Annotated in this window: 17 protein-coding genes; 7 read left to right on the forward strand and 10 right to left on the reverse strand. The window is 54.1% G+C overall.

The annotated features are described in order from the left end of the window. Nucleotides 1-305 precede the first annotated feature (305 nt). Nucleotides 306-1,163: a phosphatidate cytidylyltransferase gene (locus RHH53_RS08030; protein WP_149821646.1), complete on the reverse strand. Its 858-nt coding sequence runs from the start codon at nucleotides 1,161-1,163 to the stop codon at nucleotides 306-308. 247 nt (nucleotides 1,164-1,410) lie between these two features. On the opposite strand from RHH53_RS08030, the gene RHH53_RS08035 reads away from it, so the two are divergent. Then, nucleotides 1,411-2,076: a sigma-70 family RNA polymerase sigma factor gene (locus RHH53_RS08035; protein WP_206199712.1), complete on the forward strand. Its 666-nt coding sequence runs from the start codon at nucleotides 1,411-1,413 to the stop codon at nucleotides 2,074-2,076. A gap of 41 nt (nucleotides 2,077-2,117) precedes the next feature. Beyond that, nucleotides 2,118-2,654 carry an anti-sigma factor gene (locus RHH53_RS08040; protein ID WP_225901533.1) on the forward strand — a complete coding sequence of 179 codons (537 nt, stop codon included), beginning with the start codon at nucleotides 2,118-2,120 and terminating at the stop codon, nucleotides 2,652-2,654. Here RHH53_RS08040 and RHH53_RS08045 read toward each other — a convergent pair. The 6 genes from RHH53_RS08045 to RHH53_RS08070 all read right to left on the reverse strand — a co-directional run bounded on the left by RHH53_RS08045 (nucleotide 2,638) and on the right by RHH53_RS08070 (nucleotide 7,425). Next, nucleotides 2,638-3,564 carry an NAD(P)H-dependent glycerol-3-phosphate dehydrogenase gene (locus tag RHH53_RS08045; protein ID WP_206199714.1) on the reverse strand — a complete coding sequence of 309 codons (927 nt, stop codon included), beginning with the start codon at nucleotides 3,562-3,564 and terminating at the stop codon, nucleotides 2,638-2,640. The two genes, RHH53_RS08040 and RHH53_RS08045, sit on opposite strands and share 17 nt — an antisense overlap. A 12-nt stretch (nucleotides 3,565-3,576) precedes the next feature. Next, entirely contained in the window at nucleotides 3,577-3,897 is a 321-nt protein-coding gene (locus RHH53_RS08050; RefSeq protein WP_302676207.1) for a hypothetical protein, read from the reverse strand. A gap of 99 nt (nucleotides 3,898-3,996) precedes the next feature. Next, complete coding sequence (locus RHH53_RS08055; protein ID WP_302678004.1) at nucleotides 3,997-4,851, reverse strand: DUF6671 family protein; 855 nt, start codon at nucleotides 4,849-4,851, stop codon at nucleotides 3,997-3,999. Beyond that, the gene (locus tag RHH53_RS08060; RefSeq protein ID WP_310743646.1) at nucleotides 4,844-5,614 is read right to left on the reverse strand and encodes an ABC transporter ATP-binding protein; all 771 of its coding nucleotides are present in this window, start codon (nucleotides 5,612-5,614) and stop codon (nucleotides 4,844-4,846) included. The genes RHH53_RS08055 and RHH53_RS08060 overlap by 8 nt, the downstream gene beginning before the upstream one ends. Further along, nucleotides 5,615-6,562 (reverse strand): serine hydrolase, encoded by a 948-nt coding sequence (locus RHH53_RS08065; protein WP_225901534.1) that lies wholly within the window; start codon nucleotides 6,560-6,562, stop codon nucleotides 5,615-5,617. Nucleotides 6,563-6,672: 110 nt separating this feature from the next. Further along, nucleotides 6,673-7,425: an RNA methyltransferase gene (locus tag RHH53_RS08070; RefSeq protein WP_310743647.1), complete on the reverse strand. Its 753-nt coding sequence runs from the start codon at nucleotides 7,423-7,425 to the stop codon at nucleotides 6,673-6,675. A gap of 410 nt (nucleotides 7,426-7,835) precedes the next feature. Here RHH53_RS08070 and RHH53_RS08075 point away from each other — a divergent pair, with 410 nt between their 5' ends. Continuing rightward, nucleotides 7,836-8,015, forward strand: a complete 180-nt coding sequence (locus RHH53_RS08075; RefSeq protein ID WP_302676203.1) for a hypothetical protein — start codon at nucleotides 7,836-7,838, stop codon at nucleotides 8,013-8,015. A gap of 1 nt (nucleotide 8,016) precedes the next feature. Here the strand turns inward: RHH53_RS08075 and RHH53_RS08080 are convergent, their stop codons facing one another. Both RHH53_RS08080 and proB read right to left on the reverse strand, forming a co-directional pair. Continuing rightward, nucleotides 8,017-9,024 (reverse strand): GntR family transcriptional regulator, encoded by a 1,008-nt coding sequence (locus RHH53_RS08080; protein ID WP_190278210.1) that lies wholly within the window; start codon nucleotides 9,022-9,024, stop codon nucleotides 8,017-8,019. A gap of 166 nt (nucleotides 9,025-9,190) precedes the next feature. Further along, a complete protein-coding gene (proB, locus tag RHH53_RS08085) occupies nucleotides 9,191-10,300 on the reverse strand; it encodes a glutamate 5-kinase (protein WP_302678007.1) in 1,110 nt (369 codons plus the stop codon). Between the two features lie 74 nt (nucleotides 10,301-10,374). Here proB and RHH53_RS08090 point away from each other — a divergent pair, with 74 nt between their 5' ends. From RHH53_RS08090 to RHH53_RS08105, 4 genes are all read left to right on the forward strand, one after another. Next, the gene (locus RHH53_RS08090; RefSeq protein ID WP_310743648.1) at nucleotides 10,375-11,178 is read left to right on the forward strand and encodes an inositol monophosphatase family protein; all 804 of its coding nucleotides are present in this window, start codon (nucleotides 10,375-10,377) and stop codon (nucleotides 11,176-11,178) included. Between the two features lie 34 nt (nucleotides 11,179-11,212). After that, the gene (locus tag RHH53_RS08095) at nucleotides 11,213-11,662 is read left to right on the forward strand and encodes a DUF29 domain-containing protein (RefSeq protein WP_206199723.1); all 450 of its coding nucleotides are present in this window, start codon (nucleotides 11,213-11,215) and stop codon (nucleotides 11,660-11,662) included. Between the two features lie 16 nt (nucleotides 11,663-11,678). Next, nucleotides 11,679-12,113, forward strand: a complete 435-nt coding sequence (locus RHH53_RS08100; protein ID WP_310453653.1) for a DUF29 domain-containing protein — start codon at nucleotides 11,679-11,681, stop codon at nucleotides 12,111-12,113. Nucleotides 12,114-12,185: 72 nt separating this feature from the next. Then, nucleotides 12,186-12,371 carry a hypothetical protein gene (locus RHH53_RS08105; RefSeq protein WP_302676198.1) on the forward strand — a complete coding sequence of 62 codons (186 nt, stop codon included), beginning with the start codon at nucleotides 12,186-12,188 and terminating at the stop codon, nucleotides 12,369-12,371. Here RHH53_RS08105 and RHH53_RS08110 read toward each other — a convergent pair. Further along, nucleotides 12,368-12,952: an L-threonylcarbamoyladenylate synthase gene (locus tag RHH53_RS08110; protein WP_310438251.1), complete on the reverse strand. Its 585-nt coding sequence runs from the start codon at nucleotides 12,950-12,952 to the stop codon at nucleotides 12,368-12,370. The two genes, RHH53_RS08105 and RHH53_RS08110, sit on opposite strands and share 4 nt — an antisense overlap. Nucleotides 12,953-12,954 lie beyond the last annotated feature (2 nt).

Consider the following 12,954-nt stretch of genomic DNA (forward strand, 5'->3'; position numbering starts at 1 on the left):
GCAATCCAGTCTTTGCGCTCCCTCAGCGCATCATTTCAAACTTGGCGACACACGTCTAGATCGTAGTCGATCTGCTTAGCCTGCTGCTGGGTTAGTTTTAGTTTGTACTCGTACGTCAGGGTGATCATGAGTGGACTATAGCTATCAGTCGCACCCGATGTTCGGTGCTAGCTCAATATATCCAGCAACAAGCTGAGATTGAGTGACTGCTCCCTATGGTCGCCCGCCGCCTCACCACTACCTAACCGCTTTGCGGTATAGACGGAGCACTGCGGCGAATTTTGGTAGATTGAATGGCAAGAAACTCATTGACACAAGGGCAATAGTAACGTCACAAAGTAAAACACAAGGGGTGCCGTAAAAACATAGCTATCGGCGCGATCCAAAATGCCGCCATGCCCGGGAATCAACTGGCCAGAATCTTTGACGCCGGCATCCCGTTTCATCATTGACTCCGTTAAGTCCCCCAATAGACTGGCAATGCCAATCATGAGGCCAAACATTGCACCCAAAAGCCAAGGGAGTGGCCAGCCGAGGGAATGTGCTCCCCAAAGGGCGACGCCTAAACTCCCTAAAACGCCAAACACTGCCCCTTCTACGGTTTTCTTGGGACTGATGTGGGAAAGCCGTGTCCGGCCAAAGAGCTTACCAACAGCATAGGCACCAATATCTGCCGCCCAAATACAGACAAAGGCCAAGAGGGTTACCTGCAACCCCAAGGGCAAAGCGGTGAGTTGAAACTGCTCTGGCCAAAATCCTCCCAAAGGTAATGTTGCCTGTTGCTCCAATCCCCGCAAGCGCACCCAATAGCTTGGCAAATAGCCGCCGTAAAATAGCCCCATGATTGAAGTGGAAATGTCGGCGATCGAGGCCAGCTTGGGTTGAAATAGCAAGTAGAAGCAAATGAAGGTACCTGCGACGGGAAAGACAGCATCCGCAAGGTCTGGACGCAGCAGTGAGGTGATCAGGAGCACTTGACTCACCACGAGGGTGGTTTTAGCCGCCGGCGCACTCCCTTTGGCACGGGCTAGCTCAAAGTATTCCAGTTGACCCAGATAAATCAGTGCCCCAATGCCCAGACAAAAATACCAACCGCCTAGAAAGGTCATCAGCAGCGCGAGAGCGATCGCGACAAGTCCACTGGCAATGCGGATCCAGAGCATGGTGGTGAGGGGCGGTGATAAGGGGTTACATTGAGCCGCGCGTTGAGTATTTGCGTAGCGCGTCCAAAGAACGATCGCCGCTACAATAAAAAGTTTAATCTAAATTCACCAACGTTAAGGAAACATTAACAGACTCGCAGCCAAAACAGGATGCATGGCAATGTCCTTGGCAAGCTATAACGGATCAGGGAACATCATGGGGGCAAGGGCGTCATGAAAAGCGATTGGTCTGAGGTCGATTGTATCCATGACATCCAGTCTTCCCCTTGCTTGGACGCGTGTTGAGGAGACCAGTGCTCGGGTGACGCTGCCGCTGACAAAACTTACACCCCAAGAGTTGGTTGTCCGCTGTCAAGCCGGCAGAACCCCAGATCGTGCTGCCTTTACTGAATTGTTGCGGCGATACCAATCCCATGTGGAGCGAATTATCTATCACCTCGCGCCCGACTGGGACGATCGCGCCGACCTTGTGCAAGAAGTCTGGATTCGGGTCTATCGCAACATTCACAAACTCCAAGACGCCAGCAAATTTCGGGGTTGGCTCAGCCGCATTGCCACCAACTTGTTTTACGATGAGTTGCGCAAACGCAAACGCCATCAACCGCCCCTGTCGCTGGATGCACCCCTGAAAACCCAAGAGGGTGAAATGAGCTGGGAACTTGCCGCCAGTGATGCCAGTCCCGATGACCGGTTGCGTACGGATGAATTCTATGATCAATTACGGCGGGCGATCGCCAACCTACCGGCAACCTTTCGGACAACGATTGTTCTGCGGGAAATTGAAGGCCTCTCCTACGAAGAAATTGCCCAAATCACTGGGGTTTCCCTCGGAACCGTGAAATCGCGAATCGCCCGTGCCCGACAGCGACTCCAACTAGAACTCCAACCCCACCTCGATCTCCCTTCAACCTGATGCGAATCACCCCTACCCTTTTCCTGCAAGGACAGACCCCTATGATGGACGAACTGGATCACTGCAAACGCGATACCTTTGAACTCCTGAGCGCCTACCTCGATGGTGAAGTGACGGCTGCAGAACGGCAACAGGTGGAAGCATGGCTGGCCACTGACCCCGAAGGCCAACGCCTCTATCAGCGACTCCTGACCCTCAAGCAACAGATGCAAGAACTGCCCGTACCCTTGACCCCCTGTCCAGCGGATCGTTTGGCCGCTGAAGTGATTGCTAAGGCCCATCGCCCCCGTCGTATTTGGGTCTTAGGGAGTGCAGGAGCAACCCTAGCGGCATCCTTCGTGGCAATGCTGACGGGTCTAATTCCCAATCCCTTCTCCAGTCTGCCTGTGGCTATCACCAGTCCTGCCGGCATTGAGCCAGCGGTATCTCCTCTACCGATTGAGCCAACGGCAGTTGGTTTGATGCTCAGTCTTGACCGTCCCCCTGTGGCCATTCCCGTCAGTGAAACGGCTCCTGCGGCGCTGCCGGCACCTTGGGCAAGTTCACAGCCAAGGACTGAAGCTACTGACCAGGAATAATCTCCGGCTTGAAGGGACGCTCCAAAAGACAGTTGAGGGCAGCTTGGGGAGTGAGATGGCCACTAAGAACGGCATTCACCATCGCCGTAATCGGGATATCTAACTGGTGCTGCTGGGCATAGGTGCAGAGCACGCGAGCAGTGTTCACCCCTTCAGCCGTCCCCTTGGTCAGCGCTAGGGCTTGGGAGAGGGATTGACCCTGGGCAAGATGCCACCCCACTTGATAGTTGCGACTCAGGGCGCTGGTACAGGTGGCGAGGAGATCCCCTAACCCTGAAAGGCCGTAGAAAGTTTCCACTTGTCCGCCCCAGTGGGTACCCACCCGCACCATTTCCACCAGTCCTCGGGTAATCAGGGCAGAGCGGGCATTGACGCCAAGACCCAGACCATCATTGACGCCACAGGCGATCGCAATCACATTTTTGAAGATGCCCCCCATTTCCACACCCCGCCGATCCTCATTGCTATAGAGGCGAAAGGTGGTACTGCCCAAACAGTCTTGCACTGGCTTGGTGGCTGCTGGCTTTCCCCCCACCACTGCCGCTGCCGGTAGTCCCTGTTGAATTTCACCGGCCAAGTTGGGGCCAGAAAGAACGACGAGATCGTGATGCGGGCAGTAGGTTTGCCAAATATCCGCTGCTGTGGCAAAGGTTTCTGCTTCTAAACCCTTGGTGGCACTGACAAGGATGGTGTCTAGGGGGGGCTTGAGGGCGGCCACTTGGGCAGCGACTTCCCGCACAGCTTTGATGGGGAGAGCCGAAACCAATAAGTGAATCTCTTGGAAAAGAGCAGCCGAGAGTGCCCCCTGCGATCGCCCCCAGCAGGAGACCCTGCAGCCCTGTTGCTCAAATAGGTATGCCAGTGTTTGTCCCCAATGACCTAAGCCCAAAATCAATACCCTTGGGGACATACCATCCCCGTCCTAGGGCGTAACCGTTAGATTTTGAAATTGTTGCTGCTGTCGTTTGCGAAAGGCCTCTGCTTCAGCATTAAGATTTTCCATTTGATCCGCCACTACTTCGTTGGGATCGCGACCATCCATCAAACGCAGGCGATTCATCAGTCCGGGCACGGAAAAGTTGCCATTCTGGGGATTAAGAATGCTTCCCAAATCATTGGTATTGCCGTTTTGTTGCCAGCCTTCCATTGGGTTATTCGTGTTTGCAGTCTGGGCAAGCGCCATACCCCCGAGATTGAGAGTGAGTGCAGCAAGGGCAAGACTGGTGAGATAGCGAGGTGTCATGGGTCACTCCTCAAAACATGCGCTAGGAATGCAGACGATAGGATGGCTTAATCGGTGCCGAGGGCTGTACAAGGGATTATACCAAGTCTTTGTCCTTGCCTAGGGGTTGCAGAAGTAGCATTGACTGGGATCGGCAACGGCTTCAGGAACTGGCACTGTGAGTTGGTGCAAACAGCGTTGACAGCGGTAACGGCTGGCTTTGATGGCGCTGGTGGGTGCGCCACACCGTTCACAGGGTAGCCCCGGCAGTTTCTCACGAGCCACAAACCCCGGCCAACCACACTGAGGACAGCCCTGAGCCATTGCTTGAACGAGGTCAGCAGCCGCTTGAGCAATCACCTGCATGCGCGTCGGGTTCATGTGGGCCCGCATATCGGTTTCAAGGTGAATGGTGGGGCGATCGGTTTCCAAGGTGGCGATCGCCCTTTGCAACTGTTCCTCGCTTTGAATCCCTTTGAAAATTGGCGTATTGGGTAGAGGATCCGCCTGCGCCATTGCAATCAAACCATGGGATGGAAAGCCCACCCGTGCGCCAAAGGCCAAGGCCTCTTCAAGATGACTCACGGTGGCATGGTTAAAGTTGGTTTCTAGGGAGAGCACCTCCCCCCGCAAGACAAGGTCATGGCGGCGATCCACAAGCAGGATGAGTTCGCGATCGCTCGGAAGCATCGGAAATTGCGGATGAGGGCCAAAGCTCCCCTCACTGGCAACCACTAAGTCTGCCTCCGTTTGTGTCAGCACCGCTTCTGCCTTGGCGAGAGCTGCCTCCTCTTGGGTGCCACAGCGGGGAATTTCACGGCTAAACGTCCCAAAGCGATCGCTATCAAAATCCGAGGCCACAACCACCGTTACCCCTAGACGCGCCAGCACCGGGGCGATCGCCTGCTCTTTGCCATGCTTGGTGGCAAGAATGGCTGTTCGTCCTTGGAAATAGGAATCCGTCGCCTTAAACATCACCGCCGAGGTATGCCTCAATCACCTTGGGATCATTTTTAACCGTCAGGGGATCCCCTAAAGCAATGAGTTGACCAAAGTCCAATACTGCCAAGCGATCGCACAAACTCATCACCAAGGGCACATGGTGCTCAATGAGAATCACCGTCAGGTCAAAGGTCTCCTTGAGGCGGCGAATTAACTCACAGAGGTCTTGCTTTTCCTTGGGGTTCATACCCGCAGCCGGTTCATCTAACAAGAGCAGGCGGGGTTGCAGTGCCAAGGCACGCGCCAGTTCAAGGCGGCGTTGTTCACCATAGGGTAAGTTGCCTGCCCGCTCGTGGCGCCGCTCATAGAGATTCACCCAGTAGAGGAGTTCCTTGGCGCGGTTTTCCAAGCGCTCCTGAACATACCGTACGGGCGCTGCTCCCCAGAGGTTTGCCCAAAAACCGGCAGGGGCATGGAGATGCTGTCCCATGCGCACATTCTCCCAAACACTCATCTCTGGAAAGAGGCGAATATTTTGAAAGGTGCGAGCAATGCCCAACCCAGCAATCTGGTGGGGCTTAAGCAGGTGCAGGGGCTGCTGCTGAAACTGAATTTCTCCTGAGGTGAGAGGAATTAACCCCGTCAGCAGGTTAAAAAGGGTGGTTTTACCAGCGCCATTGGGGCCAATAATGCCAAAAATCTCCCCCGTTGCCACGCTAAAGGACACGCAATCAACCGCCTTGAGGCCGCCAAAGTAGCGGCACACATTCTCTAAGGTCAGGAGTGGCTGCGACATCTAGGGCTGAGAAGGGGGAAGTTTCTCGAAGGCTTGGTAGGCCATGCGCGAGACTTGGCGAATGAGTTCACTACCTCGGGGATCATTGTAGGGGCGTTTCACCATCATTGCTGCCACATAGCGTTGGCCATTGGGCATATCCACCATGCCCGCATCTCCCACCACAATACCAATATCGCCAGTTTTGTGGGCAATCGTAGCCCCTTTGCCAAGGCCAGCGGGCAAGAGGGTATTAGTGACCGTGCGCCGCATAATGTCCAGCAGGCGATCGCGACTACGGGGGGAGACAATTTCCCCCTGACCAATTTTCAGCATCAGCGTTGCCAAGTCGCGGGGGCTAGTGGTGTTGGTGCCCTTCATATCCGGTAGCAGATTGTTGATCACTGTATTTTCTAAGCCCCATTCCTGAAACTGTTGGTTGAGCACGGCTGCGCCCCCAAGGCGATCAATAATCATATTCGTTGCCGTGTTGTCGCTAATGGTAATCATTAAATCGGCCACCTCAAGGGCAGGATACTGGGAATTGGGCTTTTGATACTGCAGCGTACCGGCCTCAGGGGCAATCAGATCCGGACGCATGGTGAGGCGTTCATGGAGCGTGACTCGTCCCTCATCCACCGCCTTGAAAAAGGCAACAAGGATGGGAAATTTAATCGTAGAGGCCGCTGGAAAGACCGCATCGCCGCCTACATTCAGAGATGCCCCGGAGTCGAGGTTAAAAAAGTACAGCCCCGCCGTCAGATTGGGTTGACGGCTCACCAGTTGTTGAATTTGCTGTTGCAGAGTGGGGAGGGGACGTTCTGGGGGCAAGTTGGGGGTTGGTGTTTCAGGAGCGATCGCCTGACTGGCCGTGGTCTCTAGGGACAGTTTTTCAGGCTGCAACACCGACAGCAGTGTGCCGACTATGGTGGCAAGGGCAACCACACTGACGCCAAAGCGAAAAGTCATTAAGAACAAATTGGGACGGGGAGGCGTTGGGCTAGGAAGCGGTGACGGATGAGACAGTGAGGAAAGCGTAGAGGACGAAACCATTGAACGCGACTGAGCAACCATGCCATTTACTGTAGAGGGAAGGTGTCCGAAGCAATCGTGGCTGCGTGCTGAATCGCCCACTCCACCTGACGAACCATGCCCCGCAACAGCGCCACTTCGGCATCCGTGGGGTAGGCACGCCCGAGGAGCGATCGCACCTTGGCCATACGACTAGCAGCGGTATGGGGATACAAAAAACCAATCTGGAGCAGCACCTGCTCTAAATGGTCATAAAACCCCTGCAACCGCTCAAAGGGGACGGCAGACCCTTGGGGAAAAGTTCCCGCACTGTCGCAGGCCGTCAACCACAACTCATAGCAGCATACGGCAACAGCTTGCGCCAGATTCAAAGATGGATAAGCATTAGCCGTAGGAATCTGCACCAAACCATGGGCACACTCCAATTCTGCATTCGTGAGTCCCCGATCCTCGCGACCAAAGACCAGTGCTGCCTGCGGGACAGCCAACAGTTGCGGTGCCGCCTGACGCGGTGTCCACAGAGGTAACGCCAAATCCGCCACCTCTCGCCCCACCGTGGCAAAGACCCGCTGACAATCCGCCAGTGCCGTTGCGAGGGAGTCCGTCATTCTGGCTTGCTGGAGCACATCCTCTGCATGAACCGCCCAGCGACGGGCTAGCTCTCCCTTGGGATCACAGCGGGGACTGACAATCCACAACTGCTGTAACCCCATATTTTTCATCGCACGGGCAATGCTGCCGACATTGATCTCCCCTTGGGGTTCCACGAGCACAATACGTACCGGAGGCAGGGTATCCACGCTTGCTGGCTGAGCCAAAATAAAAAAATAATTAACATTTTCTAGATGATTTTAGAAGACTTCTTTAATCTTTCTCAAGTCCTTACAAATTCAGGACTTTGCTGCATATTTCATAAAATTTAATAACTGTAACACGCTGAGTACGGTTCTTAGCGCAATCAGTAAAATTGGAAATAACTTTTTAGGTGTGACCCCTACTCGCAAACCGCGTTCCCTTGCTTAGGAAGTTCTCCAGAGATTTCCTAGGTACAGTCCTGTTCTAAAACATGGGGGACACAAAGGGGGCTTCTCTCCTATAGAGACTTTCACCGTTTTAACTGTGTTCCATCCCTGTGAAGAGGGCTGGGTTTTGGGCTGGCAGCAGGGGTCTTGACTTATGTGGTGTGGTTCTGTCAATGAGGAGTTAACTCATGTGGCGTTTTATGAGCTTGCATTGGCCAAAACTCAGTGCCGTCGGCATCCTGTACTGTAGTCTAGCCGCTGGCTTAGGTTATCTTACGAACCTACAACTGGATGCAATGCACAATCAAGCAAAAAATCAGGTAATCACCGTGCAATTGTCCCATAGCCTGAATGACCTCAATCCCTGAGTCAAGAGGCTTTAGCTTCGAGGGGGAGATCCTCCGTCAGACCAATTTCCCGTTTCAGCAGCTCAACCGACTGTGGATCAATGTAGCTTTCGCAGCAAATGAGACGGGGGATGCGAATCAACTCATGACGGGCCGCCGCAATGGCTGCCTTGACCCGTTCCCCACTGGCGCGATCGCTAATGATCGTGTGGGCACGGTGCACCAAGGCATTGAGCTTATAGCTATCGTTGGCTTGAGCCGTCACCAAGAGTAGCTCATCCCCTCGCAAACTGTGGATCATCACCTCGGCCACACCGAGGGTACCGGAACTCAGGCTCACCAACCCCAAGCAGGAGCCTTTTGGCAATTGTCGCACCACTTCCAGTTCCCGCTGGTAGTTGTAGATGTCGATGAAAAATACTCGCACGTCCTTATCGCGGGTAATCGCTTCCGTCATGCTGGCAAAATAGCGCACGGTAACGACAGTTGCAGAGGTATCGCCATCAAGGACGGTTTCTAAGTCTTCAAGAAAAATCAGCTCGACGGGAATTGGCAGCAGTTGTTGCAGTTCCTGAACAATCAGTTCGCCAGCCCCTTGATCGTGGCGGGGCACCGTCACCAAAACCCTCACTCCAGCTTTCTGGCGGGCATCAATCTCGGCAAGGAATAACTCGCGAATTTGACTCAGGGAATAGCCCATTTCGAGGAGGGTATCGACACTTTCTTGAACAATGCGGTGTACAGGCACAACAGCGGGTCGGCGTTGGCGAGGACGGGTTTCCTCTTGGCCGAGGGCACGCACATAGATGCCCGACCCCACTTGGGGCACGACTAAACCAGCAGCTTCAAGGCGTTCGTAAACTTTGCTGATCGTGTTGCGGTGCAATCCAGTTTGCATGGCGAGCTGCCGCGTACTGGGCAAGCGATACCCCGGCGGAAATTGCCGTGCAGCGATCGCAAAACTAATTTGGTTAAAGAGCTGAGTTGAAGCAGGAATTTCGCTATCTGGTTGGATGTGGAATTGAACCATACGTGTCCTTTCGCCCATCAGGTACTGTCCTAGAGGGATACGCCCTCCTTGGTGTGACTATGCCAGATGCAAAACCTACCCCCAATCGCTGCATAAACCGTCACAGTTAGTGAGTAATTTTACCGCACTTGCTACCGATCGTTCTTTTTGGGGCGATAAAGCACGGTTACAGGGTCACCACCAAGTTGTCGCGGTGGACAATCGTATCGGCAGCGGCATAGCCGAGGATCTTGGCTAGTTCGCTGGACTGTTGCCCCTGCACACGCCGGATTTCTTCACTGTTGTAGTTGACAAGGCCACGGGCAATTTCAGTGCCTGCGGGGTCACAGAGCTTAACAGCATCTTGGGCTTGAAACTCCCCTGCAACACGGGTGATGCCTGCTGCTAAGAGGGACTTGCCACCCACAGTAATGGCCTTAACGGCACCCTCATCGAGCCACAACTCGCCTTTGGGAATGAGGGCACGGGCAATCCAGCGTTTGCGGGCATTGATGGTTTTGGGACGGGGTTCAAAGTGGGTGCCCAAGGGCTCACCCGCAAGAATTTTTAGCAGGTTGGTGGGCGATCGCCCATCGGTAATGACAGTGCGTACGCCGGCTTCGGTGGCAATCTCGGCAGCCTGAATTTTGGTGGCCATGCCCCCGGTGCCCCAAGGGGAGCCAGCAGCACCAATTTGAATCGTTTGGGCTAACTCGGCTAAGGAGACCACCCGCTCAATGGGAACGGCTGTTTTATCAATGCGCGGGTCTGCTGAGTAGAGGCGATCGACATCCGTGAGCAAAAATAACCAATCGGCTTCCACAAGGCTCGCCACAAGGGCTGAGAGGGTATCATTGTCGCCAAACTTGAGTTCATCCACCGCTACCGTATCGTTTTCATTGACAATGGGGATGACGCCCAGTTCAAACAGCGCTTGGAACGTGTTGTAGATATTCAGGTAGCTCTGGCGATCGACAAAATTTTGCCGCGTCACGAGGATTTGGGCAATCGGCTGGCGCAGGACTGAAAAAAGATCATCGTACATGCGCATTAGGTGTCCCTGCCCCACTGCTGCCACTGCTTGTTTTTGGGCTAATTGTTGGGGACGCTCTGTTAAGCCCAAGCGCACAGCACCCACGCCCACCGCCCCAGAGGAGACGAGTACCACGCGATCGCCCCGCCGTTGACAGTGACACAAGACCTCCACCAGTTGGGCAATGGTGGCCAAGGCCAGATTTCCTTCTTTACCCCCCGTTAAGCTCGATGTGCCAATTTTGACGACCAGTGTTTGTGCCATGGGGAGTCGGGACGGATATTGACCAGTGGGTATAGGATCAGACGTGCTCATTGTATCGCGGTGGGAGACAGCCAATGAACTCAGGGTTTTGGTCTGAGGTGCTGCAGACCTGTCAACAGATTCAACAGGTGGTTGCCCCCCGTTTGCTGGAGTGGGCAGGGCAATCCCCCAGCGATCGCAAAGCCGATGGCAGCCTTGTTACCCGTGCTGACCTTTGGGCCGATCAAAAAATCACCGCGATGCTGCAAGAGCGCTTTCCCCACCATGGCTGCCTGAGTGAAGAGGGCAACCATACCTACGGTGGTGAACAGTGGTGTTGGATCATTGATCCGATTGATGGCACGACTAACTATAGTCATGGTCTGCCCATTTGGTGTATTGCCCTCAGTCTGCTCTACCAAGGCACACCCGTATTTGGCTATGTGCACGTTCCCGGCTTGCAGCAGACGTTTTATGGCTTCTATCAAGCCCCTGACCATGCCAACGGTGCCTATTTGAATGAGAAACCCATTCGCGTCAAGGTCAGTGAGCCAACGTTGCAGACGTTTTTTAGTCTTTGTGCCCGCAGTACTGATGTGCTCAAGCGCTCCTTCCCCTGCAAAATTCGCATGTTGGGATCCGCCAGTTACAACTTGCTGACCGTTGCTGCGGGTTATACGCTCGGTGCTGTGGAGCGCACACCTCGCATTTGGGATGTTGCCCCCGCTTGGCCAATTGTCCATGCCGCTAGTGCCCACTGGCAATGGTTAGACCCGCCAGAACCGTGGCAGAGAATGTTTCCCATTCAGCCGGGGCAGGAAGCCGGGAGTCGTATCTTTCATACACTGGTGAGTGCCAGTCCCAGCTTGGGGCAATTTTTTGCAGCGTACATTATCTAAAATGCAGCTTGAGGGGATCAGCTCATCAAAAATCATGCAAAGCAATCTTTATGAAAGCGACTTTTATGCTTGGACCCTAGAGCAGGCGAAGTTGCTCAAGGGAGGCGACTTTGGCCATCTTGATATTGCCCACCTAGTAGAGGAAATCGAAGCCTCGGGACGGCAGGAGCGGCAAGAACTAAAAAACCGCCTCGGTGTTTTGATTGGGCATTTGCTGAAGTGGGAGTATCAGCCAGAAAGACGCAGTAAAAGTTGGCGAGTCACGATTCAGATGCAACGACGCGAGATTAAGGATTTATTGGAGGAAAATCCTAGCCTTCAGTCTTATCTAACGAAGGCGATCGCCAAAGCCTATTTGGCAGGACTAGACTTAGTGTGCTTGGAAACGCCCCTAGACTATCCAGATTTACCCCCAACCTGTCCCTATACCCTAGAACAATTGCTCGACCCAGACTTCCCGCGAGATTTGTATCCCACGGAATAGTTCACCATCAAAGGCCATGACCTCTCCTCTGTATGACACGGACTTTTATGCTTGGACCCTAGAGCAGGCGAAGTTGCTCAAGGCAGGCGACTTTGCCCACCTTGATATTGCCCACCTAGTAGAGGAAATCGAAGCCTTGGGACGGCAGGAGCGTCGGGAGCTAGAAAATCGCCTCGGGATTCTCATTGGACAGCTCCTGAAGTGGGACTATCAGCCGCAAAAACGCAGTAAAAGCTGGCGAGCAACCATTCGCGAACAACGGCGAGCTGTGGAGAAGCTGATCAGTCAAAACCCCAGCCTGCAACCCTACTTACCCCAGGCGATCGCTGAGGCCTATGAATCTGGCAAAGATTTAGTGGTGCGTGAAACCCCCTTGGATTACTCAGATCTCCCTGAAACCTGTCCCTACACCTTGGAGAAAGTCTTAGGTACCCAATTGCTTGGCCAATAGAGACAAACGTCAGCTTTACAAAGCATGAGGCTATACTGGCAGTGACTGGCAGTGACGACGTGGAGTCGCAGTATGGATACAGCCCAAATTAAAGCTTTAGTGGAAAAAGCCCTAGAAGATAAAATTCTGACCCTGGAGGAACATGGCCAAATTATTGACGCAGTGCTTGCCGATGGCGAAATTTCCGAAGAAGAGGAAAAAATTTTACAGGAACTCCTCGAACGGGTCGCCTCTGGGGAAATTGATTCCCAGTATTAGGGTGTTTTCATCTGCACTCGCCCTTGGCGCAGGACGTGCCATTCCCCCGATTGCCATTGCACGACGGTTGAAGGTTCTGGGGGAGTAGGGGGTAACTGCCACGGGTGGAGCGTCAGCACTTGGGGAAACTCACGGGCGATCGCCCCCCATTCAATGAGTGGCGGCTGACCTGAACGGTTAATACTAGTGGTGGCCAATGGTCCTGTTTGCTCGAGGAGGGCTTGGGCAGGCGGCCAATCGGGAACCCGCAAGCCAATTGTGCCTGTACCTAGGGGGTTCAAACCTGCAGGAAGTTCAGCAGCGGGCAACACCAAGGTCACGGCCCCCGGCCAATAACGCGCCGCCATGGCAAACCACTGCTCCCATTCAGCAGCACTACCGCGCACAAAGGGCCAGAGTTGCTCAGGATGGGCACCCATGAGGATCAAGGGTTTAGCCGGTTGGCGCTCCTTGGCAGCATAGATCAATTCCCCGCGATCGCACCGACTGGCCAAGGCGGGCACCGTATCGGTGGGAAAACTAATCAACCAATTGCCCGCTCGCACTGCGGCGACTAAGGCGGCCATACTCACCTGTGCCATAT

This window comes from Thermosynechococcus sp. PKX82 (assembly GCF_031583255.1).
Taxonomy (GTDB): domain Bacteria; phylum Cyanobacteriota; class Cyanobacteriia; order Thermosynechococcales; family Thermosynechococcaceae; genus Thermosynechococcus.

Coding starts and splice junctions, on each gene's coding strand:
- proB (WP_302678007.1), bottom strand. CDS start 10,300: ATGGCACAAACACTGGTCGTCAAAATTGGCACATCGAGCTTAACGGGG.
- RHH53_RS08080 (WP_190278210.1), bottom strand. CDS start 9,024: ATGGTTCAATTCCACATCCAACCAGATAGCGAAATTCCTGCTTCAACT.
- RHH53_RS08110 (WP_310438251.1), bottom strand. CDS start 12,952: ATGGCACAGGTGAGTATGGCCGCCTTAGTCGCCGCAGTGCGAGCGGGC.
- RHH53_RS08030 (WP_149821646.1), bottom strand. CDS start 1,163: ATGCTCTGGATCCGCATTGCCAGTGGACTTGTCGCGATCGCTCTCGCG.
- RHH53_RS08035 (WP_206199712.1), top strand. CDS start 1,411: ATGACATCCAGTCTTCCCCTTGCTTGGACGCGTGTTGAGGAGACCAGT.
- RHH53_RS08095 (WP_206199723.1), top strand. CDS start 11,213: ATGCAAAGCAATCTTTATGAAAGCGACTTTTATGCTTGGACCCTAGAG.
- RHH53_RS08100 (WP_310453653.1), top strand. CDS start 11,679: ATGACCTCTCCTCTGTATGACACGGACTTTTATGCTTGGACCCTAGAG.
- RHH53_RS08055 (WP_302678004.1), bottom strand. CDS start 4,851: ATGTTTAAGGCGACGGATTCCTATTTCCAAGGACGAACAGCCATTCTT.
- RHH53_RS08045 (WP_206199714.1), bottom strand. CDS start 3,564: ATGTCCCCAAGGGTATTGATTTTGGGCTTAGGTCATTGGGGACAAACA.
- RHH53_RS08050 (WP_302676207.1), bottom strand. CDS start 3,897: ATGACACCTCGCTATCTCACCAGTCTTGCCCTTGCTGCACTCACTCTC.
- RHH53_RS08105 (WP_302676198.1), top strand. CDS start 12,186: ATGGATACAGCCCAAATTAAAGCTTTAGTGGAAAAAGCCCTAGAAGAT.
- RHH53_RS08090 (WP_310743648.1), top strand. CDS start 10,375: ATGAACTCAGGGTTTTGGTCTGAGGTGCTGCAGACCTGTCAACAGATT.
- RHH53_RS08075 (WP_302676203.1), top strand. CDS start 7,836: ATGTGGCGTTTTATGAGCTTGCATTGGCCAAAACTCAGTGCCGTCGGC.
- RHH53_RS08040 (WP_225901533.1), top strand. CDS start 2,118: ATGATGGACGAACTGGATCACTGCAAACGCGATACCTTTGAACTCCTG.
- RHH53_RS08060 (WP_310743646.1), bottom strand. CDS start 5,614: ATGTCGCAGCCACTCCTGACCTTAGAGAATGTGTGCCGCTACTTTGGC.
- RHH53_RS08065 (WP_225901534.1), bottom strand. CDS start 6,562: ATGACTTTTCGCTTTGGCGTCAGTGTGGTTGCCCTTGCCACCATAGTC.